Here is a 22,278-nt window from a genome sequence, read left to right on the forward strand (position 1 = left end):
ATGAATCGTCTCGTCGTTCTGGGCAGTGTCAATGCAGACCACGTGCTGCGCGTTCCCCACTTTCCTCGCCCGGGTGAAACCCTGACCGGCCACAGCTATCAGGTGGTGCCCGGTGGCAAGGGGGCTAATCAGGCAGTCGCTGCCGCCCGCCTTGGCGCCCCCGTCTCCTTTATCGCCCGCATCGGTGATGACGCCATCGGCCACCAGATGAAAGCCGGCTTTGCCAAAGATGGCATCGACGTCAGCGCCGTCGAGCTCGATCCCAAGCTCCCGACAGGCATCGCCATCATTTATGTCAGCGATGAGGGGGAGAACAGCATCGGCATCTCCGCCGAAGCCAACGGGGCCATCACCCCTGCCGTGGTGAAAAACCACGAAGCGATGATCGCCGACGCCCACACCCTGCTGTTGCAGCTGGAAGTGCCGCTGGAGAGCGTCCACGAAGCTGCCCGCCTGGCCCGCGCCCATGGCACCCGGGTGGTGCTCAACCCCGCCCCCGCCCGTCCGCTCTCAAGCGAACTGCTGGCACTGGTCGACCTTATCACCCCCAACCAGACCGAGGCCGAGCTGCTGACCGGCGTCAAAGTCACCGATGAAGCGAGCGCCCGCGAGGCGGCAACCCGCTTCCACCAGATGGGGATTGCGGACGTGATGATCACCTTGGGCGCACAAGGGGTTTACTGCAGCAACGCACAGCAGCAACAGCTGATCCCGGGCTTTCGGGTCAAGGCGGTGGATACCACTGCCGCGGGCGATACCTTCAACGGCGCCCTGCTGGCGGCGGAACTGGCCGGTGCCGATTTCCACAGCGCGGTGCGCTTTGCCCACGGGGCGGCGGCACTCTCCGTCACCCGGTTCGGCGCCCAGAGCTCCATCCCGAGCAAGCAGGAGGTCGACACCTTCCTGCTTGAGCAGACTGCGCAGGGACACTGATGGCCAATATCAAGGAGGTGGCGGCGCTGGCGGGGGTCTCGACCACCACTGTCTCCCATGTCATCAACGAGACCCGCTTTGTGGCCGAGGAGACCCGCGAGCGGGTCTTCGCCGCCATGCGCGATCTCAACTATGCCCCGAGTCTGGTGGCCCGCAGCCTCAAGGTGAAGGAGACCAACAGTATCGGCATGCTGGTCACTACCTCCAGCAACCCCTTCTTTGCCGAGGTGGTGCGCGGGGTGGAGCGTTACTGCTTCGAGCAGGGCTACAACCTGATGCTAGGCAACACCGAAGGGCAAGCCGAGACGGCTCTCTCCTACCTCAAGATGATGCTGCGCAAGCGGGTCGATGGCCTGCTGATCATGTGTAGCGAAGGCCAACAAGAGGTGTTCAATCAGCTCGACTGGCTCAAGAGCCTGCCGGTGGTGGTGATGGATTGGGGGCTGGTCAGCGAGGATGTGGATCTTATCGCCGACAACTCCTTCCACGGTGGTTATCTCGCGACGCGCCATCTGATTGAGCTGGGCCATACCGCCATCGGCTGCATCACAGGCCCCCACAGCCGCGCCCCCGCCAACCAGCGCCAAGCTGGCTTTGAACAGGCGTTGCAGGAGGCGGGTCTCACGATCAATCAAGAGTGGATCCAGGAGGGTGATTTTGACTGCGCCAGCGGCCATCAGGCGATGACCCGTCTGCTGGCATTGCCCGAGCGTCCCACCGCCCTCTTTGTCTGCAACGACATGATGGCGATGGGTGCCATCAGTGCCGCCCATCAGGCGGGGCTGGTGATCCCGCGGGATATCTCCATCGTCGGCTATGACAATGTGGCGCTGGCCGAATTTATGTCGCCGCCGCTCACCACCGTCAACCAGCCCAAAGAGGAGCTGGGGCGCCTCGCCGTCACCCGCCTGCTGGCGCGGATCAACGGCGAAGCGGTGGAGAATCACCTGATCACCGTCGACCCTGACCTGGTGATCAGGCAATCCTGCGCCCCCTGGCCCTGATTTTCAGGGGCAATAAACGAACAAGGCGACCCCGAGGTCGCCTTGTTTCGTTTTATCTCTGCCGTGCAATACCGCTTTTGCCCTCAGGCCAGCGACCGGGTCTCCCTGGCTGCCAGCACTTGCAGTGGCACCAGCCCCAATCGTCTGGCCAGAGGTTGCAGCAACTCGCCATCTTCATCACCCTGCGGCAACCAGTAGCGGACAGGCCAGCCTGCTGCCAGCTGCGCCGCGGTGGTACTGCCAATCTCTCTGAGCGCCAGAGTACAACCCTGCTGCCGCAATCCCGACAGCAGGGCACCATCCGGCTGCAGCGTCGGTATCAGCAACACCAGCGGCGTACGGGAAGCCTCCGGCAGATAGGCCAGTAAATGGGTCAGCTGGGCCTGGTTGTCGAGCGGGACCAGCAGTGCCCGACCATCGGCATACTGCGCCTCGTGCGCTTGCAGCACACGGGCCAACACGGGCCCCAGTACGCCGCACTCCTGCAGCCAGCGCATGTGGCAAGGCGCCCCCAGCTCACGCCACTCAAGCGCCAATTGCCACATGTCGTTGCCCTGTCCGTCCGTCAGCGCCTGCAATGCCACTCGCAGCGGTGCAGGCTCGCGCCCCGCCAGCCACTCTCGCAGCTGATGAAGCTGCTGCTGACTCAACTGCAACTGCTGCAGCATGGCGGGCTCAAACCAGCTGATCGCCCCCTCCTGGCTACGCTTGGCCTGGTTGAGGGCCAGGATGGCCTGATCCAGCAGCCGGGCGGCATCCTGTTGTTGGGCCTTGGCAACCCCGAGCCGACAGGCCAGATCGAAGCTGCACTCTCGGGTCACGAACTCGAAATGGAGCAGATCCACCAGCTCATGAATGGCGGTTTCCAGTGCATCATTCGCCTTGGTCAACACCACGGCAAATTCATCTCCGCCGAGCCGGTAAGCGTGGCTGCCATGGGCCTGCTGCAGCTTGTTGGCCACCATCTGCAACAGCCGATCACCGACCTGATAACCCAGCAGATCATTGACCTGCTTGAAGCGCTTGAGATCGAGCACCACCAAAGCGCTCACATCATCAGCATGCAGAGCGCGAGAGAGCTGCTCCTGCAGGGCACGGCGGTTGCCAAGCTGGGTCAGGGGATCGAGCAGGGCAAGCCGACGGTTCGCCAGATTGGCGCGAATGAGGGCTGCGACCAGAGCGCCACCGGTCAGCAACAGGATCAGTTGCCAGATCTGCAGCCAGAACAGGCTGTTGCGGATCTGGCTGACCGAATGCTCCCGCTCCTGGCCGGAGAGGATCTGATCCCCTATCTGTTCGATGAGACGGGTCTGGCTGGCGATCGCCTCCTGCAAGCGGGCAAGCTCAGCCCCCTCGCGCAGCGCACCGGCCTCCATCTGGGGTTCGAGCTGCTTGATCTGCTCGAACAGGGTGGCCAGCACCTTGCCGAGCCCGTGCCGCTGGCGCATCTCGGCGGTTTCACTGCTGATGAGGAAGATGTCGAGCCGGTTCCACAGCAGATCGTAATCGAGGCTCAGGGTCTCCATCGACAGTCTGCCAGCCCGGTAGAGCTGCAGGTCGTAGAGGAAACGCTGGGATTCGAGCATTACCTGGCTGATGTTCCAGTGGACATTGCGGTAGAAGGTATCGACCAGCTGCTCCTGCCGATACTGCAGATAGAGGCTGCTGCCCGACGAGAGCAGAAACAGCAGCGACACCGCAACCAACAGCAGATTTTGGCGGGATAGCCCCATCAATCGACGATCTCGATGCGGGTCACCTGCCACACCATGCAGTTGTGAATGGCTGGCACGTCCAGCTTGGGATAGGTGGTGAACGGGATGAGCAGCCAGAGCGGCCCCTTGTTGCGCCGGGTCAGCGGTTTGCCGTCCTCCTGACGCACCAGGGTCAGCGGCACGCCGTCGAACAGGGCCAGATCCACCACCTGCTGATAACCGTTGAGGGCCGAAACGGCAATCTTGCGAGCATCCGGGATCCCTTGCGCCGCCAGCACGGCAGACAGGGTCGGCCCGCGATAGTGGTGGGCGCCCTGAGTCCAGGGGGTAGTGGTGGTGAATTCGGTCTGTGGCAAGGCGGAGAGAGCCGCCTCATCGAGGTTCACCTGCTGGCCATCTGGCAGTATCAGGGTCATCAGGGGGATGGAGGCCGATGCACTGGCACTGGCACTGGCCAGCACCAGGAGAAAAAAAGCGATCCATTGCTTGACTGCGGTCATGGTAATTTGCGCCAACTGCGTCCCATTTTTTAAATGGTTGCCAGTGTGGCGATTTCACCGAACCATTGCAACTGTCCCGTCGAACAGTAGCTCAGGGACCGCGCATCTCCATCCAGTTGTGCCCCTCGACTTGCCTCGGTTGATGAATGCCGCACGCCTCCAGCAACTCATCGACATAGGCGGGCACCAGCAGGGAGGCAGGGCCATAGCGTTTTTCGTCAAACTGGCTACCCACCTCGCTCGGCTCGAGATTGAGCTCTATGGTGTGCGCCCCGTTCAATCCCGCTTCATGGACAAACCCGGCGGCCGGATAGACGGCGCCAGAGGTGCCGATGGAGATAAAGAGATCGCACTGGGCAAGCGCGCTATAGATCCGATCCAGCCCGAGCGGCATTTCGCCAAACCAGACCACATGGGGACGCATCGGCTGAGGGAACTGGCAGCAGGAGCAGAGCTCGTCCTGATGGAGATCACCGCGCCACTCGATCACCTGACCGGATTCGGGACAGCGGGCCTTGAGCAGCTCGCCGTGCATATGGATAAGGTTCTTGCTGCCAGCGCTCTCGTGCAGATTGTCGATGTTCTGGGTGACCAGCGTCACCGAACCGGGCAGCAGTCGCTCGAGGCGGGCCAGCGCATAGTGGGCCGGATTGGGGTGAACCTGAGGCTGTTGCAGCTGTTTGCGGCGGGAGTTGTAAAAGCGCAGCACCAGTTCGGGATCCCGGGCATACCCCTCGGGGGTCGCCACGTCCTCGACCTTGTGCTCTTCCCACAAACCGTCGCAGGCACGAAAAGTCTTGATGCCGGATTCGGCAGAGATCCCCGCTCCGGTCAGGATCACGATATGTTTATATGACTGCGCCATAAGCTGCTCCGTCTATCCCCGCACAATAAATGTGACCTTAGCACAGGGAAAAAAGTGTCACTATTCGCCCTTGGTCTTAAGCGGCGCCGCTGGCGGCACGGGCAACCAGGCATCCAGTACCGACAGATCCAGCCTGACAAAGACCATCTCCCGTCCGGTCACCAGGGTCAGCGGCAAGCCAAGGCGCTTGAGCAGGGTCAGCATCGGCCGGTTCTGGGCCAGCACTTCCGCCGTCCACTCCCGGATCCCGTCCGCCCTGGCAAGCAGCGCCAGCGCCAGTAGAATCCGTCGCCCCGCCCCCTTGTGCTGAAAGTGATCCGCCACGATGCAAGAAAACTCCGCCCGATCGGGATGAAGGCGACGACGGATTGATTGCGCCTGAGCCAGCGGCTCACCAGCCAGATCGGTCAGCAACAGCGAAATCTGTTGCTCGGGATGGTAATTGAGAAATTGGGCCACCTGTTCCGGTGGCGGTGTCCGTTTCGGACGCATAAAGCGCAGATAGATGCTCTCTTCACTCAATGCATCGTAAGCAGCCAGCATACGGGCAGGCGCCACCCCATGCAGCTCGCGCAGCAAGCACGGCACCTCGGAGACCTGCATCGCCAGTGGCAGCGCGGCCCGGGAAACCGGATGGGGCCAGCCCTCCAGCCCTTTGCCAAGGCGCTCCCGGTGCATGGGCCAGCAGAGGTAGCGCGGCATGGCTTACCAGCGCCCCGTCATACCGCGCTCTCGCCACACCTCGACGTCGAGCAGGTTGTAAGGATCATCCAGATAGACGGCGATCCCCAGCTCCCGAACCCTGGCCATAAAGCGTCCCAGCAGGGAGTCACCGGTCAAGGACTCCATCTCCGGCAAGATCCCCTGCCCCAGCAGCAAGGCTTGCAGCGGCAGACGCTCCAGCAGATCGAATGGCAGATGCTGGCTGTTATCGAGCAGCAGCGCAAGCTTGCTCCCCGCCAGACTGGCTTGCAGCACCAGCGCGAAGCGATCGGCATTGCCGAGCAGGTGGTCACGACGGTGGATCAGCAGGGTCAGTTCGGCTGGGGTACGCGACTGCTCCGTCAGCCAATCCTTGAGCGCCTCCCAGCGGCTGGGTAAACCCGTTACCGCCAGCCAGACCGGATGAGGTGTCGCGGGACTGGAGAGCAGCCCAAGCTGACCCTGCACCTCCCCCTGCCACCGGCGGATGGAGCGGCGCTGGCCGCTCAAGCGCTGTTGACGCAGCGGGCCCAGATAGAGTCGGCGCAGCAACCTGAGCAGCTCGTCGCAATCAAGCGGCTTGGCCAGTGCAGCCAGAATGTTGAAACCGGCATCGTGCAGCAGGCGGCGGGCACCGTCGATCAGCGTCTGCTCATGGGCCGAAAGCAGCACAATGGGCAGCCCGGCCTCCTGCAACTGGGGCTGGTTCATCAGCAGACTGATGGCATCTTGCTCCACCAAGCTGAGATCGCACACCAGCAGGCTGATGTCGCCCGCCGACAATGCCGCAAGACAGGCCGATTCATCCTGTACCCACTGACAGGAGAGCCCCAACCCGACGATGGTCTGTTGCAGTTGCATCCCCTGAAACGGGTGATCCTCGAGCAGCAGTACCTTGTTAGCGGCCAGCCAGTTGCACCATTTACGGTAACTGGCGGCAAGCCCCCCCAGCCAATCCTCGCCAATCGCGTAAATCCCCTCATGCTGCTGCAACTGGGGGAAGTAGTCCGCCTGCTGATGAGCGGCGGGGTCGTAAAGGGCAATGGCACCTGCCGCAAACAACCCTTCCCACTGCCAGCAGGCATCCGGTCGGGTACGGTGCAGCGTGACATAGGAGGGCAATGTCATGGTGCTGGCCAACTCATGGGCGGTGCTGTCGAGGGCATAGAGCACAATGGGGCAAAATCCTGCCGCCTCATGCTCTTCCGAATCGAGCAACGCCAGTAATTCTTCATCAGTGATGATCATCTTGAGCCCTCTTTGAAAACTGCTGGCTGAACTCATCCAGTGCCCGGTTCAATCTGGCTTGCAGCATCGGATGGGGCGCCTGTTGCCACTCTTCAATGACCGCCACCAACGCAGTCGCCCCTACCATTCTGGCGGCCCCCTTCAACTTGTGTAAAGCAGCATTCACGCCAACTTCATCTTCTTCTGTGCTGCAACGCTCAAGTTCGGCCAAATCATCACGGGTAGCCTTCAGATAAAGGGCGGCCAGTTCATCGGTCAGCAGCGAGGCAACCGGTGTCGGGGCGACAGCATTGCTCCCCTCTTTGGCAATATGGCGCAGCAAGGTCGCCAACTCCTTGAGGGCGACCGGCTTGTCCAGATGGCCATCGCAACCGCAGGATTGCAGCTCCCTTGCCGCCTGATCACTGAGATCTGCGGTGATCACATAGACCGGCAGACGGGCCCAACGAGCGGATTGGCGCAATTGCCTGCACAGCTCGGCCCCGTTCATCACTGGCATCTGCAGATCGGTCAGCACAAAATCCACCTCCTGTTGTGCCAGCATCTCCAGCGCTAGCTGCCCGTTGGCAGCAGTGATGACGCTGGCACCAAGTTGCCCCAGTTGCAGGCTGATCAGCTCGCGATTGACATCGTGATCTTCAACCAGCAGTACCCGCATGCCAAGCCCTGGCTGGGTGCCAGCGACCGGTTGATCCGGGGTCAGCCGTGGCTGCAGCAGGGTGATGATGGTCCCGGGCACCCAGGACTCCCCTTGCCAGGCCCAATAGTAGAGCCCCTTCTTGTCCACCTCCGCTTGCAGCGTATCAACGGCGTTGCTGACGGTGGCGATCCCCAAGCGGCTGAGCCAGGGCGAGAGCGCTTGCGCCTCATCGTGGGGTAAAGAGAGTGCCAGTTGCCGCACATTGGGCTGCCAGTCCGGCTCCTGCTGCACCCGCTTCAGCGGCAACTCGCAATAGAAGCGGCTACCGCCACCGACGCGCCCCTCGACATCGATAAGACCACCCATCTGCTCGATCAACTGCTTGCAGATCGCCAGACCAAGACCGGTGCCCGGCGCCCGCAGCTGCCCTTCAACGGCAAACTGCTCGAACGGCATAAAGAGCGTGGTGCGCATCTTGGCGGTGATCCCCGGTCCCTGATCATCTACACCAAAGCGCAAGGTCGATGCGACCACCTCGGCCCACAGCACCACTTCCCCACGCAGGCTGAACTTGATGGCATTGGAGAGCAGGTTGTGAAGCACTTGCCGTACCCGGTGAGGGTCGAGGGTCTGCAGGGCTGGCAGAGCCGGGTCCAACGTAAGGCGCAGTTGCAACCCCTTGGCCCGCGCCTTGGTCCAGTGCACTGCCGCCACGTGCTCACACAGTTCGGCAAAATCGGTGGGTTGCGGCGAGAGGGAGAGTTTGCTGTTTTCGTTGCGGCTAAAGTCGAGCACATCGTTGAGCAGGCCGAGCAGCTCATCCCCCGCCTGACGTACCCGTGCCAGCGCCGAATCCTGCTCTCTCGACAAAGGAGTACTGGCCAGCCACTCCAGCAAGCCGAGCATGGCGTTCATCGGCGTGCGGATCTCGTGGCTGATGGCGGCCAGAAAGCGCCCCTTGGCCAGAACTGCCTGTTGCGCCTGCTCATGGGAGTGCTGCAATGCCTGATCCTGCTCGACCCTGGTAGTGGCATCCTGCATCACCGCATAGATCCGCCAACCCTGCGGCTGACTGCGGCCACGGCCATAGAGCTGCAACCAGCGCAGACCCTTGGTCGGATGGTGATAGCGCATGGTGAATGCGAAGGGTTTGCCTGCCTGCAGCATGGCGAACATCTCACGGCTTACCCGACGGCGATCCTCGCGCTCCAGCATAATGAGCACCCGTTTGGGCTCACGACGGATCTGCTGACTCGCCAGCCCCAGCAGCTCGTAACAGCCCCGGCTGATAAACTCGATCCCCCCTACCCGTCCCTGCTCGAACATAAACTGCAGCACCACGCCGGGAACGGTATTGGTCAGGGCGCGCAGGCGGCGCTCTGCCTGACGCAAAAAACGGGCCTGCTCACGCAGCACACTGATATCCGACAGGGCGATAAGATCGGTGGCAGGTGCTTGCTTGTCCAGCCGCAGCGGATGCTGGGCATAGGCGAAGACCTGCTCCCCCAGCACCAGCTCCCCTTCACTCTTCTGGGGCTGCACCGGCGGCAGCATCAACTGCTGCGAATAGCGCAGGGCCAGACGTCGCCCCTGTTTATTGGATTTGATCACCTTGCCCTGACTATTGCGTAGATAGACGGGCACCGGCAACGCCTGAAACATGGTTTCCCGCAGCTCGCTCTCGATGGCCAGCGCCTTCTCGGCGGCGTGACGCTGGGCCACTTCCCTCGCCAGTTGCTGGCGGGAACGCCAGATCCCGCCGATGACGATACCGCTGATCAGCAGTGCCATGGCGATGGAGCCAAACCAGGCGGCGTAGCTCACGCCGGGCTGTTGCACAACGAGCAAGCGGCGCCAGCGCTGGTTAAGTTCGTCGATCTGGGTGCTGGTCAGTGCCATCAGGTTGCGATCCATCACCCCGGCCAGTTCGGTCTGACTCTTGTTGATGGCAAAGCCAAGACTGAAGCGATCTTCCAGCTCCTCGATATCGAGCCCTTCCAGCAAGTTGGTACGCTGGGGATATTGCAGCTGATAAAGCTCGCTCAGCATGGCGTCAGCCTTGCCCTGTTTGATCGCTGCAAGCCCCTGCTCGAGGCCGTCGGTGCGAACCCACTCCTGATCACCGAGCAGGGCGAGCAAGGAGGGATCGTAGAGGGATTCCGGCACCAGAATACGCTGCCGCTTGAGTTGGATGATGCGATCGGCAGCCAGCTTGCGCTTGCTGATCAAGGCAAACCGGTTGGTGGAGATCGTCCGACTGAAAATGAACTGATCCGTCAATGATGGGGATTCCGGCAAGCCGGCCATCATATCCGCCTCACCACGGCGCAGCTTTTCTACGGCCTCCGCCTTGCTGACGGCAGGCACCAGCTTGTATTTCAGGCCGGTCTCCTGGGTGACCCAGCGCAGCACATCCGCGCTCCACCCCTTCGCCTCCCCCAGATCATTGACGCCGCTATAGGGCATCAACTCGGGATTGACCACCAGGCGAATGGTGCGACCGCGGCCGGATAACCAGGCCTGCTCGGTATCGCTGAAGTGGGGCTGGTTGACATATAGCGATCCCTGATCGAGATAGCGAGCCAGATCGGTATAGATAGTACCGGCTGGCATATGACGGATCAGGGTGTCCACCAGATTGGCCAACTCAGGCTGATCACGCATCATCAGGCGATAGCTGATTATCCGATCCTCACCAAACAGGCGGCGCAGGCGCAAACCATCGGCAGGAAACTCGCGCATCAGATAGCGCAGTTGCAGATAGTCCCCCAGATAGGCATCACCCTTGCCACTCTGCAGCGCGTCGTAGACCTTCTCTCCGCTTTTTAGGGAAATAATGCGTGCCTGGGGATAGAGCTCGTGCAGCAGGCGGGCTGAGTCTGCCACCGAGTAGACCAGAAAGCGGGCCTGTTTGAGATTTTCACCCTTGTAGAGGATGGCGGCATCGGTCTCCATCATCGGACGACTTAACCGCATGCCCTCCACGGCCTTCTTGCGGGTTCCGACATAGGGAATGATGTCACAGTCACCCTCTGCGAGCCCGTTGCGCAATGTCTGCCAATCGGGCAACTCTTTGAGCACGAGGGGAACCGGGAACAGCTCCTGCAACCGGGCGAGACGATCCTTGAGCAGTCCCCCCTCGGCCATCAGGTATGGTGGAGGAAGCGTCGCAGGATAGCAGAGCGAAAGCTGACTCAGTGAATTTACATAAGCTTGGGTCGCCGGCGCCAACGGCAGCACTGTGGTCTGCAAAGACTTGGCGTGCAATGGCAGTGCCAGCACGGCACCCAGAAGAAAAACGGGGAATTTGGTCATCTGAATACAAAAGCCAGGCATCTGCCTGGCTTTTTATCACTCGTTGGGTTCAACATTTTCTACCCTGGCCTTGAGCTTCTGGCCAGGCCGGAAGGTCACCACGCGGCGGGCGCTGATAGGAATATCCTCGCCCGTCTTGGGGTTGCGTCCGGGACGCTGATTCTTCTCACGAAGGTCAAAGTTACCGAAGCCTGAAATCTTGACTTGTTCACCACGCTCTAGCGCCTGTCGGATTTCCTCAAAGAAGGCTTCCACCATATCTTTGGCTTCACGCTTGCTCATCCCGAGCTGGGTGAACAGGTGCTCTGCAATGTCGGCTTTGGTAAGCGCCATAGATCAATCCCTCAAGGATGCATTCAACTCTTCACCAAGGGCCCGCACGACATTGTCTACGGTCTCGGCAATCTCTTTCTCCTCCAAGGTGCGCTGGGTGTCTTGCAATACAAGACTGATGGCCAGGCTCTTCTTGTCCTCTGCCATACCAGCACCCTGGTATACGTCAAACAAGTTTATTCCAACTACCTGATTTCCGCCAACTTTTTTAATTACCGCAAGCACATCACCTGCCAGAACCTGACGATCGACCACGACGGCGATGTCGCGACGGTTCGCCGGGAACTTGGAAACCTCGGCTGCAACCGGCACCTTGGCCGGGGTCAGCTTATCCAGCTCCAGCTCAAACATCACCGCGCGGCTCTTGAGGCCCAGCTTCTTCTCGAGGCTCGGGTGGATCACGCCGATGTGGCCGATGATCTCGCCATTGCGCAGGATGGCTGCGCTCTGGCCCGGGTGCAGGGCGCTGTGCTCGGTGCGCTCGAAAGTAAAGGTGGCCCCTTCGGCGGTCAAGTCCAGCACCGCTTCCAGATCCCCTTTCAAATCAAAGAAGTCGGCTGCGCGGGTTTTGATATCCCAGTGCTCGTCGCTCTGGTTGCCAGTGATGATACCGGCCAGCATCGGCTCCTGACGGATGCCGTTCTCGGCGCTTTCATCCTTGATGAAACGCAGACCCTGTTCAAACAGACGCACACGCGGCTGCTGACGGTTCTGGTTGTAAACCACCGCCTGCACCAGACCCGGGAACAGAGAGACGCGCATGGCGGACATCTCGACCGAGATCGGGTTCGGCAGCACGATGGCATCGCTCTGCGGGAACAGGGTTTGCTGGGTCTTGGGATCGACGAAGCTGTAGGTGATCGCTTCCTGGAAACCGCGGTCAACCAGCAGGTCGCGCACGCGCTTCAAGGTCACCTGCCCTTCTGCCTGCTCCACCATCGCCAGAGAGGCGGCGGGTTTCAGGTTAGGGATGTTGTTGTAGCCGTAGATGCGGGCCACTTCCTCGATGAGGTCTTCCTCGATGGCGATGTCGAAACGCCAGGAGGGGGCCAACGCGGTCCAGCCGTCAGCGTCAACGGTTACCTGCATACCCAGACGGGTCAGGATCTCGACCACCTGAGCATCCGCCACGCTGATACCGATCACCTTGTCGAGCTTGGTGCGACGCAGCTTGATGGGTGCCGCTTTCGGCAGATGGGCATCGGATTTGACCTCGATGACCGGACCGGCTTCACCGCCGCAGATATCCAGCAGCAGACGGGTGGCTCTGTCCATCACCTTGGCCTGCAGCTCCGGATCCACCCCGCGCTCGAAGCGATGGGAAGAGTCGGTGTGCAGACCGTAGGCACGGGCACGGCCGGTGATGGAGAGCGGCGCGAAGAAGGCGCACTCCAGCAGGATGTCGGTGGTGGTCTCGGAAACACCGGTGCGATTGCCACCGAAGATACCGGCCATGCAGGCAGGGCCTTTGGCATCGGCAATCACCAGGGTGGTCTCTTTGAGCTTCACTTCGTTGCCGTCGAGCAGGGTCATCGGCTCATCGGTGTGGGCGCGACGCACCACCAGCTCCCCTTCCAGGGTAGCCAGATCGAAGGCGTGCATCGGCTGACCGTATTCCAGCAGCAGGTAGTTGGTGATGTCGACAATGGCATCGATGGAACGAATGCCGCCACGGCGCAGCTTCTCTTGCATCCAGAGCGGGCTCTGAGCCTGCAGGTTCAGCCCCTTGATGACGCGCCCCAGATAACGGGGGCAATCAGCCGGCGCTTCAACCCGGATCGGGAAAGTTGCATCAATGGTGGCAACGGCTGGTGTCCAGGTCGGCTCGACCACGTCCACGCTGTTGAGCACGCCAATTTCACGGGCCAGACCCGCGATACCGAGGCAATCGGCACGGTTCGGAGTCAGATCCACATCGATGGATACGTCGTTCAGATTGAGGTAGTCGCGAATATCGGTACCGATGGGAGAATCGGCCGGCAGCTCGATGATGCCATCGGCTTCAACGTCGATACCCAGCTCACTGAAAGAGCAAAGCATGCCGTGGGACGGCTGGCCACGCAGCTTGGCTTTCTTGATGGTGAAATCACCCGGCAGGGTCGCCCCTACTTTGGCCACGCACACTTTGAGGCCCTGACGGCAGTTCGGCGCGCCACAGACGATGTCCAGCAGGTCGGCTTCACCCACGTTGACCTTGGTCACCCGCAGCTTGTCGGCGTCAGGATGCTGGGCGCACTCGACCACTTCACCCACGACCACATTGTTGAACTGGCCGGCAACCGCTTCCACGGCGTCCACTTCCAGACCGGCCATGGTGATCTGCTCGGCCAGTGCGTTGTCACTCAACTCGGTGCGGACCCACTCCATCACCCAGGATTTACTGAATTTCATGTTCTCTCGCCCTTACTTGAACTGCTTGAGGAAGCGCAGATCGTTTTCGAAGAAGGCACGCAGGTCGTTAACCCCGTAACGCAGCATGGTCAGGCGCTCAACGCCCATGCCGAAGGCAAAGCCGGAGTATTTTTCCGGATCGATGCCGACCGAACGCAGTACATTCGGGTGAACCATGCCGCAGCCCAGCACTTCCAGCCACTTGCCGTTCTTGCCCATCACGTCGACTTCGGCGCTCGGCTCGGTGAACGGGAAATAGGAAGGACGGAAGCGAATGGTCAGGTCTTCCTCGAAGTAGTTGCGCAGGAAGTCGTGCAGGATGCCCTTCAGCTCGGTAAAGCTGGCATGCTCGTCAACCAGCAGACCTTCAACCTGATGGAACATCGGGGTGTGGGTCATGTCGTAGTCGTTACGATAGACGCGGCCCGGTGCAATGATGCGGATCGGCGGCTGCTGATGTTCCATGGTGCGGATCTGCACGCCCGAGGTGTGGGTACGCAGCATCAGATCAGGATTGAAGTAGAAGGTATCGTGATCGGTACGCGCCGGGTGATGAGCCGGAATATTCAGCGCATCGAAGTTGTGGAAGCCATCTTCAATCTCGGGACCACGGGCAACCTTGAAGCCCATCTCGCCAAACAGGCGCTCAATGCGCTCGATGGTGCGGGTTACAGGATGCAGCCCGCCATTCTCGATGCGGCGACCCGGCAGGCTGACGTCGATGGTCTCGGCTGCCAGCTTCTGGTTCAGCACGGCAACTTCGAGTGCTTCACGACGCTCGTTCAGCGCATCCTGAACCTGTTGTTTTGCCTGGTTGATCACGGCGCCCGCGGCGGGACGTTCTTCGGCAGACAAGGCCCCCAGGCCCTTCATCTGCTCGGTAAAAAAGCCCTTTTTACCCAGATATTTGACCCGGATTTCGTCGAGGGTAGCGATATCGCTCACGCCCTCAATTTCGGCTCTGGCTTGGCCGACTACTTCTTCAAGCTGTTGCATGTCTTCCTCGTCACCACTCCCGGTACAGGAGCCTTTAGGCTAAATAAGGTCAAGAGGGGAATAATACAAAAAAAGCCCCTTCGCTGACCATAGTTAAGGTGGGCTTTTCTCCCTACAAATCATTTTGTTATATCAAGCGAGTCTCATCGACTCACCACCACTCCTGAAATAATGGAACAAACATCTAGTTTGTTGGCATATAAACCAGTTGTAGAACAGGTCATCTCGCACATATCGCTTTGTATGTAGAGAAATCTATAACTCGTGCAAAAAGCGAACAAAACGTGGATGAGAGAAAGGAAATAGTGATGTAAAACAGATGGTTATAGATACAAAAAAGGAGGCCTGAGCCTCCTTTTAGCGTTTATAACAGAACTGGATTAAACCAGAGCTGCTTTAGCTTTTTCAACCAGGGCGGTGAAAGCCATTTTGTCGTGAACAGCGATATCGGACAGGATCTTGCGATCGATCTCGATAGAAGCCTTCTTCAGACCGTTGATCAGACGGCTGTAGGACAGACCGTTCTGACGGGCTGCAGCGTTGATACGCGCAATCCACAGCTGACGGAACTGACGCTTTTTCTGGCGACGGTCACGATAGGCATACTGACCAGCTTTGGTTACCGCTTGTACCGCTACGCGGTAAACACGGGAACGGGCGCCGTAGTAACCTTTGGCGGCTTTCATTACTTTCTTGTGACGAGCTCGAGCAGTCACACCACGTTTAACTCTTGGCATTTTTCACATCCCCCCTTATGCGTACGGCAGACAAGCGACAACACGTTTGTGGTCGGCAGCAGAAACCATGAATTTCGGCCCCAGCTGACGCTTACGCTTGCTGCTCTTCTTGGTCAGGATGTGACGCAGGTGGTTGTGCTTGCACTTGAAGCGACCCGAGCCAGTCTTTTTGAAGCGCTTTGCAGCACCCCGGTTGGTTTTCATCTTCGGCATTTCATACTCCGCATTGTGAGTGACAACAAAATCGCAAGGCGAACCAACTCATGGGGCAAGCCCCATGAGTCAATTTCTTGTGGGCCTTAAGATTTCTTCTTAGGTGCGAGGACCATCACAGCTTGACGGCCTTCGACTTTCGGGAACGACTCGACTACGGCCAACTCTTCCAGATCGTTCTTGACGCGCTCCAGAACCTTGATACCAAGATCCTGGTGGGCCATTTCACGACCACGGAAGCGCAGGGTGACCTTAGCCTTGTCCCCGTCTTCCAGAAAGCGAACCAGGTTGCGTAGTTTTACCTGATAGTCGCCTTCGTCAGTGCCAGGACGGAATTTGATTTCCTTGACCTGGACGACTTTCTGCTTTTTCTTTTGTTCTTTGGTTGTTTTGCTCTTTTCGTAGAGGAATTTGCCGTAATCCATGATCCGGCAAACGGGCGGCTCAGCATTTGGACTGATCTCTACCAGATCAACTCCGGCCTCTGCGGCCAAGTTCAGAGCATCCTGAATGGAGGTGATGCCAATGGCTTCACCATCCAGACCAGTCAGACGAACTTCTTTCAGACGGATCTCTTCATTGATCCGGTGAGCGCGGGCTTGCGGTTGCTTGCCCAGTTTTTTTCCGCCTTTTATAGCTTATTCCTCCACTTTCTTTTGTCCGCGGGTCTGAACTTCCTGGGTCAACAGAGCGATGAACTCTTCAACAGGATAAGTGCCCAGGTCAGCCCCTTTACGAGTCCGTACTGCAATCTTACCGGCTTCAACTTCTTTATCGCCGCAGACCAGCATGAAAGGTACTCGCTTCAAAGTATGCTCGCGGATTTTAAAGCCAATCTTCTCATTTCTCAAGTCCGCTTTTGCGCGAAGGCCCGCATCATTCAATGCTTTGGCTACTTTCACCGCATAATCGGCCTGATTGTCCGTGATATTCATGACCACAGCCTGAGTCGGTGCCAACCAGGTCGGGAACAGACCGGCGTACTCTTCAGTCAGAATACCGATGAAGCGCTCGATAGAACCCAGGATGGCCCGGTGGATCATCACAGGTACGTGGCGATCGTTGTTTTCGCCCACATAAGTGGCACCCAGACGACCAGGCAGGGCAAAGTCGAGCTGCACGGTACCACATTGCCACGCACGATCAAGGCAATCGTGCAGGGTAAATTCAATCTTGGGACCGTAGAACGCCCCTTCACCCGGCTGCAGATCGTACTTCAGACCGTTTAGCTCCAGCGCTTCGGCCAGCGCTTTCTCGGCGCGATCCCACATCTCGTCGGAGCCGATACGCTGCTCGGGACGAGTGGAGAGCTTGACCACGATGTTCTCGAAGCCAAAGGTACCGTAGACGTCATAGACCATACGAATACAGCCGGAGACCTCTTCCATGATCTGCTCTTCGGTACAGAAGATGTGAGCGTCATCCTGAGTGAAGCCGCGCACCCGCATCAGACCGTGCAGGGAACCGGACGGCTCGTTGCGGTGGCAGGAACCAAACTCGGCCATACGCAGCGGCAGATCGCGGTAGGACTTCAGACCCTGGTTGAAGATCTGTACGTGACCCGGGCAGTTCATCGGCTTGATGGCGTACTCGCGGTTTTCGGACTGGGTAGTGAACATGGCCTGGGCGTATTTCTCCCAGTGACCTGAACGCTCCCACAGAACGCGGTCCATCATGAACGGACCTTTCACTTCCTGATAGTCGTACTCTTTGAGCTTGCCGCGGATAAAGGTTTCCAGCTCACGAAAGATGGTCCAGCCATCGTTGTGCCAGAACACCATACCGGGTGCTTCTTCCTGCATGTGATACAGGTCGAGCTGCTTGCCGATCTTGCGGTGGTCGCGCTTGGCGGCCTCTTCCAGGCGCTGCAGATAGGCCTTGAGCTGCTTCTTGTCAGCCCAGGCAGTACCGTAAATACGCTGCAGCATCTTGTTGTTGGAGTCGCCACGCCAGTAGGCGCCGGACATCTTCAGCAACTTGAAGTGGTGGCAGTGACGCATGTTGGGCACGTGCGGGCCGCGACACATGTCGATGTACTCTTCGTGATGATAGAGACCTGGCTGATCATCACGGGCAATGTTCTGATCCAGGATTTCGACTTTGTAAGACTCGCCGCGCGCCTCGAATACATCGCGCGCTTCTTGCCAGGAGACTTTCTTCTTGATGACGTCGTAATCCTTGGCTACCAGCGCCAGCATGCGCTCTTCCAGGGCAGCCAGATCTTCATCGGTCAGGGTACGGTCAAGATCAACGTCATAGTAGAAGCCGTTGTCGATGACAGGACCGATGGCCATCTTGGTCTGGGGCCAGAGTTGCTTGATAGCATGACCCAGCAAGTGGGCGCAGGAGTGGCGCAGGATGTCCAGACCTTCTTCGTCTTTGGCGGTGATGATGGCCAGCGCAGCATCGGCTTCGATCAGCTCGCACGCATCCACCAGTTCACCGTTTACCCGACCGGCAATGCACGCCTTGGCGAGACCGGGACCGATGTCCGCAGCCACATCCATGACGGAAACAGAGTGGGCAAATTGACGTTGGCTGCCGTCAGGCAGAGTAATGATTGGCATTATGTGTTTCCTTATACAGTGGTGACCCCTACCAAAGGTCACATGCGGGATGGAAAAGAGATTCAAAAAGGTGATGTTCTGGTTCTCCACAGCACTTTGCGAAGACGGCCTGACACGCAAACAGCGTGTCTAACGTGACAAACCAAGCCAAAACGGCTCCATGCTACCAGAAGTTGGGCGTGCTGTATCGGATTTGCAGATATTTTCTACAGTCAAATGAGTCGCCTGCCGACTATTCACCAAGCAGAGATTGCCAATTGAAGTCAAAGTCACTGCTCCCCTCCTCGGCCAGCGCCAACTCTTGCAGCACCTGAAGCGCCAGCTTGTTGCCCTTTTGTGCCGCCTGATAGAGCCATTGTTTCGCCTGAGGCAGATCGACCCTGCCGCTGACCCCCATCAGATGAAGAACGCCGACTTTCAGCATGGCCGGGACATCACCATTGCGGGCAACCTGATCCATCCAGTGGAAGGCTTGGCGCAGATCTCGCTTGACCCCGACACCTCGCAGATAGAGCTCTGCCAGCCGATATTGGCCGAAGGGATCCCCTGCCTGCGCCGACTGGCGATAGAGGCTGATGGCCTGATGGATATCCTGCTCGCTCCCCTGCCCCACCTCATGGCTCCAGCCCATGAGTGCCTGTGCCCGAGGTTGGCCTTGCTCGGCCAGTGGCGACCAGATCCGGGTCGCCTCATCGAAGTGACCGGTACGCCAGGCACGGTTGGCGGCAGCCATCTCCTGCTCGGTGGAGAGCGGAAGCTGACGCCAGATAACCAGCGCAATCAGACCGATAAATAGCCAACGGGAAGTGGTGGGGCTCATGATGATTTCCGTGATCCAGTTCTCATTTCGTCTATGTAAACGAAATGTAGCGTTGCGATCAAGCAAGAGATCCCTGCGACAACCCTTTTTGCACCCGGTCGCTCAGCAGTAGTTGTCATTTATCCGGTGCACCTGCAAAATAACTGTATTTATAAACAGTATCAGTGCACACCATGGCAGGACGAGGCAGCCCCCACAATATCGATCACCGTTTTAGCGGCCCCCTTGTCGAAGCGGTTGATGACGGCTGGCAATCGTCCGATTGGGATGCCGCCTTTACTCCTTCTGTGCCTGGCACCGAGGTGCGGGAGATCGATGCACGCAGCATCATCAGCTACAACAGCTCGCCGGATGTCCCCTTTGGTCGCTCCATCAACCCCTATCAGGGGTGCGAACACGGCTGCATCTACTGCTATGCCAGACCCAGCCACGCCTATCTGGAGCTCTCCCCCGGCCTCGATTTCGAGAGCAAGCTGTTTGCCAAACGCAATGCCGCCGACCTGCTTCGCCTGGAGTTTGCCAAACCGGCCTATCAGCCACAGACCATCTTCATTGGCGCCAATACCGACCCCTATCAACCCATCGAGCAGCGCTATCGCCTCACCCGGCAGTTGCTGGAAGTGATGTTGGCCCACCGCCATCCGGTCGGGCTCATTACCAAGAGCGCCATGATCTTGCGCGACCTCGATCTGTTGACCGAGCTGGCCAGAGAGGGACTGTGTCAGGTAATGGTGTCGGTGACGACCTTGAACGAAACCCTGCGGCGACAGCTGGAGCCCCGCGCCAGCACGGGCGCCGGCCGGTTGAAAGTGATCGAGAAGCTGGCCAACGCTGGCGTGCAGGTGGGGGTACTGGCCGCCCCCATGATCCCGCGGCTCAATGAACCGGAGCTGGAGCAGATCATCAAATCGGCCGCCGAGGCTGGCGCCAGTTGCGCCGATTACATCCTGCTGCGGTTACCCCACGAGTTGGCTCCGCTATTTGGGGACTGGCTCGATACCCACTATCCGGGCCAGAAGGAGGCTATTTTGAATCAGTTGCGAGCCAGCCGCGGTGGCGGGCTCAACAGTACCGCCTTCGGTACCCGCATGCGCGGTGAGGGGCACTTTGCCGATCTGCTGGCCCAGCGCTTTCGCCTCATCAGCAAGCGCCTCGATCTGGGCAAACGTCATATTCAGCTCAGGCTGGATGGGTTTATCCGCCCCGGGGAGCAGCTGTCGCTCTTCTAATCCCCCTGCTCACGCCCTTCACACATCAGGCACAGAGCCCTTGCCTGCCAAGAGGTCGAGAGGAAGGCCTGCCGCAACACATCCTGTGGAAACCCCGCTTTTCAGAATTTTCCAACGAAGTAGCCATGTCGCGACAAGAAAGCGCTACACGGTAAAGAGAGGGCTAACGCATTATCCTGCGCGCTGATCCCGACCCTGCTGCACCATTTCAACCGGCAGCCGCGAGGGTTCATGGGCCACTTCGTGCTCATCCTCTTCATACTGCGGCACCTCTGACTCGCCCCATACCCGGCTCCACCAAATTTCCCACGTGATCCAACTGGTCATATGCAGCTCCTGACGGTGAAGGTGATGGCAACAACGCACCACTCGCCCGGCAGGATAGCGGCTGGGAATGACAGGGAAATGACAAAAAAATCACTTGTAAAAAGGCAACTGGCCGTGACAGGGAAAAGCCGAAATAGCTCACATAATCGGCGAAATCACTCTGAAAGCGGTCACAAATCTGCAGGTTGTGGATTGCAGCCCACCCTGTTCCCGCCAAAGCTAGCTTGCCCATTCAGGCATCTATAAAAACAGGGACACAATAATGAAACACACAGCGGGAATATGGGCGATCGCAGGCATGCTGATCGCCCCCTTGGCGCACGCCGACGTCATACTGCACGCCTTCAACTGGAAGTACAGTGAAGTGACCGCCAAAGCCGACCTTATCAAGTCGGCCGGTTACAAACAGGTACTCATCTCGCCGCCTCTCAAGTCATCAGGCAACGAGTGGTGGGCCCGTTACCAGCCGCAGGATCTGCGCCTTGTCGACTCCCCTCTTGGCAACAAGCAGGATCTCGAGCAGCTGATCGCCGCCATGAAGGCGCGTGGCATCGCCGTCTATGCCGATGTGGTGCTCAACCACATGGCCAACGAAAGCTGGAAACGCAGCGATCTCAACTATCCCGGCAACGAGCTGCTGCAAAGCTACGCCAGCAACCCGGCCTATTTCGAGCGCCAGAAACTGTTTGGCGATCTGGGGCAAAACCTCCTCTCCGGTCAGGATTTTCATCCCGAAGGGTGCATCAATGACTGGAGCGATCCGGGTCATGTCCAGTATTGGCGACTCTGTGGCGGTGCCGGTGACAAGGGACTGCCGGACCTGGATCCCAACAACTGGGTGGTGAGCCAGCAACAGGCCTATCTCAAGGCGCTCAAGGGGATGGGGATCAAGGGTTTTCGGGTCGATGCGGTCAAACACATGAGCGATTACCAGATCAATGCCGTGTTCACCCCCGAAATCAAACAGGGGATGCACGTGTTTGGCGAGGTGATCACCACTGGGGGCTCAGGCAGCACCGATTACGAGCGCTTTCTCAAACCCTACCTCGACAGCAGCGGCCAGGGTGCCTATGACTTTCCGCTGTTTGCCTCCCTGCGCGGTGCCTTCAGTTACGGTGGCAGCATGAACCTGCTGGCGGATCCGGGCGCCTATGGTCAGGCGCTGCCGGGCAGTCGCGCCGTCACCTTTGCCGTGACCCACGACATCCCCACCAACGACGGCTTCCGCTATCAGATCTTAAGCCAGACTGACGAGAAGCTGGCCTACGCCTACCTGCTCGGCCGCGATGGTGGCTCGCCGCTGGTCTATTCGGATCACGGCGAGACCCAGGCCAAGGATGGACTGCGCTGGCAGGATTACTACCAGCGCGCCGATCTCAAGGGGATGATCCGCTTCCACAATGCGGTGCAGGGTCAACCCATGCAGTTGGTCGGCAGCGGTGACTGCTTTGTGCTGTTCAAACGGGGCAAGCAGGGGCTGGTCGGCATCAACAAGTGCGACTATGAGCAGGAGTATTGGCTCGATACCGCCAAATTCGAGATGAACTGGTATCGCAACTATCGTGACGTGCTCGACCAAGGGGCCGTAGTCAACGTGCAGAGCCAGTGGGTACGGGTTACCATTCCCGCCCGCAGCGCCAGAATGTGGTTGCAGGAGTGACCCAGCCGTAAGATCAGCGGAGAGTCATAAAAAGCAGACAAATAAAAAGAGCGACCACCAGGGTCGCTCTTTTTGCTCAGAGA

General features: G+C 59.1%; 19 protein-coding genes. 4 read left to right on the forward strand and 15 right to left on the reverse strand.

The annotated features are described in order from the left end of the window. Nucleotides 1-933 carry a ribokinase gene (rbsK, locus tag AB5Y71_RS11540; RefSeq protein ID WP_368171615.1) on the forward strand — a complete coding sequence of 311 codons (933 nt, stop codon included), beginning with the start codon at nucleotides 1-3 and terminating at the stop codon, nucleotides 931-933. Then, nucleotides 933-1,937: a substrate-binding domain-containing protein gene (locus AB5Y71_RS11545; protein ID WP_368171616.1), complete on the forward strand. Its 1,005-nt coding sequence runs from the start codon at nucleotides 933-935 to the stop codon at nucleotides 1,935-1,937. The genes rbsK and AB5Y71_RS11545 overlap by 1 nt, the downstream gene beginning before the upstream one ends. Before the next feature lie 83 nt (nucleotides 1,938-2,020). On the opposite strand, the gene AB5Y71_RS11550 is transcribed toward AB5Y71_RS11545, so the two are convergent. From AB5Y71_RS11550 to AB5Y71_RS11615, 14 genes are all read right to left on the reverse strand, one after another. Then, entirely contained in the window at nucleotides 2,021-3,670 is a 1,650-nt protein-coding gene (locus AB5Y71_RS11550; protein ID WP_368171617.1) for a diguanylate cyclase, read from the reverse strand. Further along, complete coding sequence (locus AB5Y71_RS11555) at nucleotides 3,670-4,152, reverse strand: hypothetical protein (protein ID WP_368171618.1); 483 nt, start codon at nucleotides 4,150-4,152, stop codon at nucleotides 3,670-3,672. Before AB5Y71_RS11555 ends, AB5Y71_RS11550 begins: the two co-directional genes overlap by 1 nt. Before the next feature lie 91 nt (nucleotides 4,153-4,243). After that, entirely contained in the window at nucleotides 4,244-5,017 is a 774-nt protein-coding gene (gene cobB / locus AB5Y71_RS11560; protein WP_005336680.1) for a Sir2 family NAD+-dependent deacetylase, read from the reverse strand. A gap of 60 nt (nucleotides 5,018-5,077) precedes the next feature. Continuing rightward, complete coding sequence (locus tag AB5Y71_RS11565; RefSeq protein WP_368171619.1) at nucleotides 5,078-5,719, reverse strand: GNAT family N-acetyltransferase; 642 nt, start codon at nucleotides 5,717-5,719, stop codon at nucleotides 5,078-5,080. A 3-nt stretch (nucleotides 5,720-5,722) separates the two neighbouring features. Continuing rightward, complete coding sequence (locus AB5Y71_RS11570) at nucleotides 5,723-6,967, reverse strand: response regulator (RefSeq protein WP_368171620.1); 1,245 nt, start codon at nucleotides 6,965-6,967, stop codon at nucleotides 5,723-5,725. Further along, complete coding sequence (locus AB5Y71_RS11575) at nucleotides 6,954-10,943, reverse strand: transporter substrate-binding domain-containing protein (protein WP_368171621.1); 3,990 nt, start codon at nucleotides 10,941-10,943, stop codon at nucleotides 6,954-6,956. Before AB5Y71_RS11575 ends, AB5Y71_RS11570 begins: the two co-directional genes overlap by 14 nt. Nucleotides 10,944-10,958: 15 nt before the next feature. Further along, entirely contained in the window at nucleotides 10,959-11,255 is a 297-nt protein-coding gene (ihfA, locus tag AB5Y71_RS11580) for an integration host factor subunit alpha (protein WP_005300715.1), read from the reverse strand. A gap of 3 nt (nucleotides 11,256-11,258) precedes the next feature. Further along, nucleotides 11,259-13,646 carry a phenylalanine--tRNA ligase subunit beta gene (pheT, locus tag AB5Y71_RS11585; RefSeq protein WP_368171622.1) on the reverse strand — a complete coding sequence of 796 codons (2,388 nt, stop codon included), beginning with the start codon at nucleotides 13,644-13,646 and terminating at the stop codon, nucleotides 11,259-11,261. A 12-nt stretch (nucleotides 13,647-13,658) separates the two neighbouring features. Then, nucleotides 13,659-14,642 carry a phenylalanine--tRNA ligase subunit alpha gene (gene pheS / locus AB5Y71_RS11590; RefSeq protein ID WP_005336686.1) on the reverse strand — a complete coding sequence of 328 codons (984 nt, stop codon included), beginning with the start codon at nucleotides 14,640-14,642 and terminating at the stop codon, nucleotides 13,659-13,661. 380 nt (nucleotides 14,643-15,022) lie between these two features. Continuing rightward, complete coding sequence (gene rplT / locus AB5Y71_RS11595) at nucleotides 15,023-15,379, reverse strand: 50S ribosomal protein L20 (protein ID WP_005336687.1); 357 nt, start codon at nucleotides 15,377-15,379, stop codon at nucleotides 15,023-15,025. A gap of 15 nt (nucleotides 15,380-15,394) precedes the next feature. Next, nucleotides 15,395-15,592 carry a 50S ribosomal protein L35 gene (gene rpmI / locus AB5Y71_RS11600; RefSeq protein WP_005336688.1) on the reverse strand — a complete coding sequence of 66 codons (198 nt, stop codon included), beginning with the start codon at nucleotides 15,590-15,592 and terminating at the stop codon, nucleotides 15,395-15,397. Nucleotides 15,593-15,678: 86 nt separating this feature from the next. Continuing rightward, nucleotides 15,679-16,209 carry a translation initiation factor IF-3 gene (infC, locus tag AB5Y71_RS11605; RefSeq protein ID WP_196783562.1) on the reverse strand — a complete coding sequence of 177 codons (531 nt, stop codon included), beginning with the start codon at nucleotides 16,207-16,209 and terminating at the stop codon, nucleotides 15,679-15,681. A 21-nt stretch (nucleotides 16,210-16,230) separates the two neighbouring features. After that, entirely contained in the window at nucleotides 16,231-18,159 is a 1,929-nt protein-coding gene (gene thrS / locus AB5Y71_RS11610; RefSeq protein WP_005336690.1) for a threonine--tRNA ligase, read from the reverse strand. A gap of 232 nt (nucleotides 18,160-18,391) precedes the next feature. Then, nucleotides 18,392-18,979 (reverse strand): tetratricopeptide repeat protein, encoded by a 588-nt coding sequence (locus AB5Y71_RS11615; protein ID WP_368171623.1) that lies wholly within the window; start codon nucleotides 18,977-18,979, stop codon nucleotides 18,392-18,394. A 173-nt stretch (nucleotides 18,980-19,152) separates the two neighbouring features. Here AB5Y71_RS11615 and AB5Y71_RS11620 point away from each other — a divergent pair, with 173 nt between their 5' ends. Next, complete coding sequence (locus AB5Y71_RS11620; protein ID WP_368171624.1) at nucleotides 19,153-20,208, forward strand: PA0069 family radical SAM protein; 1,056 nt, start codon at nucleotides 19,153-19,155, stop codon at nucleotides 20,206-20,208. 171 nt (nucleotides 20,209-20,379) lie between these two features. Here AB5Y71_RS11620 and AB5Y71_RS11625 read toward each other — a convergent pair whose 3' ends face one another. Further along, complete coding sequence (locus AB5Y71_RS11625) at nucleotides 20,380-20,535, reverse strand: hypothetical protein (RefSeq protein ID WP_005336695.1); 156 nt, start codon at nucleotides 20,533-20,535, stop codon at nucleotides 20,380-20,382. Between the two features lie 262 nt (nucleotides 20,536-20,797). On the opposite strand from AB5Y71_RS11625, the gene AB5Y71_RS11630 reads away from it, so the two are divergent. Further along, nucleotides 20,798-22,195, forward strand: a complete 1,398-nt coding sequence (locus AB5Y71_RS11630) for an alpha-amylase family protein (RefSeq protein WP_368171625.1) — start codon at nucleotides 20,798-20,800, stop codon at nucleotides 22,193-22,195. Nucleotides 22,196-22,278 lie beyond the last annotated feature (83 nt).

It is taken from the genome of Aeromonas sp. R9-2, assembly GCF_040908025.1.
Lineage (GTDB): Bacteria > Pseudomonadota > Gammaproteobacteria > Enterobacterales > Aeromonadaceae > Aeromonas > Aeromonas veronii.

Excerpts from the sequence above, each read along its gene's own strand:
- ihfA (WP_005300715.1), bottom strand. The coding sequence starts at position 11,255 with ATGGCGCTTACCAAAGCCGACATTGCAGAGCACCTGTTCACCCAGCTC.
- pheS (WP_005336686.1), bottom strand. The coding sequence starts at position 14,642 with ATGCAACAGCTTGAAGAAGTAGTCGGCCAAGCCAGAGCCGAAATTGAG.
- AB5Y71_RS11570 (WP_368171620.1), bottom strand. The coding sequence starts at position 6,967 with ATGATCATCACTGATGAAGAATTACTGGCGTTGCTCGATTCGGAAGAG.
- pheT (WP_368171622.1), bottom strand. The coding sequence starts at position 13,646 with ATGAAATTCAGTAAATCCTGGGTGATGGAGTGGGTCCGCACCGAGTTG.
- AB5Y71_RS11545 (WP_368171616.1), top strand. The coding sequence starts at position 933 with ATGGCCAATATCAAGGAGGTGGCGGCGCTGGCGGGGGTCTCGACCACC.
- AB5Y71_RS11575 (WP_368171621.1), bottom strand. The coding sequence starts at position 10,943 with ATGCCTGGCTTTTGTATTCAGATGACCAAATTCCCCGTTTTTCTTCTG.
- AB5Y71_RS11550 (WP_368171617.1), bottom strand. The coding sequence starts at position 3,670 with ATGGGGCTATCCCGCCAAAATCTGCTGTTGGTTGCGGTGTCGCTGCTG.
- AB5Y71_RS11630 (WP_368171625.1), top strand. The coding sequence starts at position 20,798 with ATGAAACACACAGCGGGAATATGGGCGATCGCAGGCATGCTGATCGCC.
- AB5Y71_RS11625 (WP_005336695.1), bottom strand. The coding sequence starts at position 20,535 with ATGACCAGTTGGATCACGTGGGAAATTTGGTGGAGCCGGGTATGGGGC.
- rplT (WP_005336687.1), bottom strand. The coding sequence starts at position 15,379 with ATGCCAAGAGTTAAACGTGGTGTGACTGCTCGAGCTCGTCACAAGAAA.
- rbsK (WP_368171615.1), top strand. The coding sequence starts at position 1 with ATGAATCGTCTCGTCGTTCTGGGCAGTGTCAATGCAGACCACGTGCTG.
- AB5Y71_RS11555 (WP_368171618.1), bottom strand. The coding sequence starts at position 4,152 with ATGACCGCAGTCAAGCAATGGATCGCTTTTTTTCTCCTGGTGCTGGCC.
- thrS (WP_005336690.1), bottom strand. The coding sequence starts at position 18,159 with ATGCCAATCATTACTCTGCCTGACGGCAGCCAACGTCAATTTGCCCAC.
- AB5Y71_RS11615 (WP_368171623.1), bottom strand. The coding sequence starts at position 18,979 with ATGAGCCCCACCACTTCCCGTTGGCTATTTATCGGTCTGATTGCGCTG.
- cobB (WP_005336680.1), bottom strand. The coding sequence starts at position 5,017 with ATGGCGCAGTCATATAAACATATCGTGATCCTGACCGGAGCGGGGATC.
- AB5Y71_RS11565 (WP_368171619.1), bottom strand. The coding sequence starts at position 5,719 with ATGCCGCGCTACCTCTGCTGGCCCATGCACCGGGAGCGCCTTGGCAAA.
- AB5Y71_RS11620 (WP_368171624.1), top strand. The coding sequence starts at position 19,153 with ATGGCAGGACGAGGCAGCCCCCACAATATCGATCACCGTTTTAGCGGC.
- rpmI (WP_005336688.1), bottom strand. The coding sequence starts at position 15,592 with ATGCCGAAGATGAAAACCAACCGGGGTGCTGCAAAGCGCTTCAAAAAG.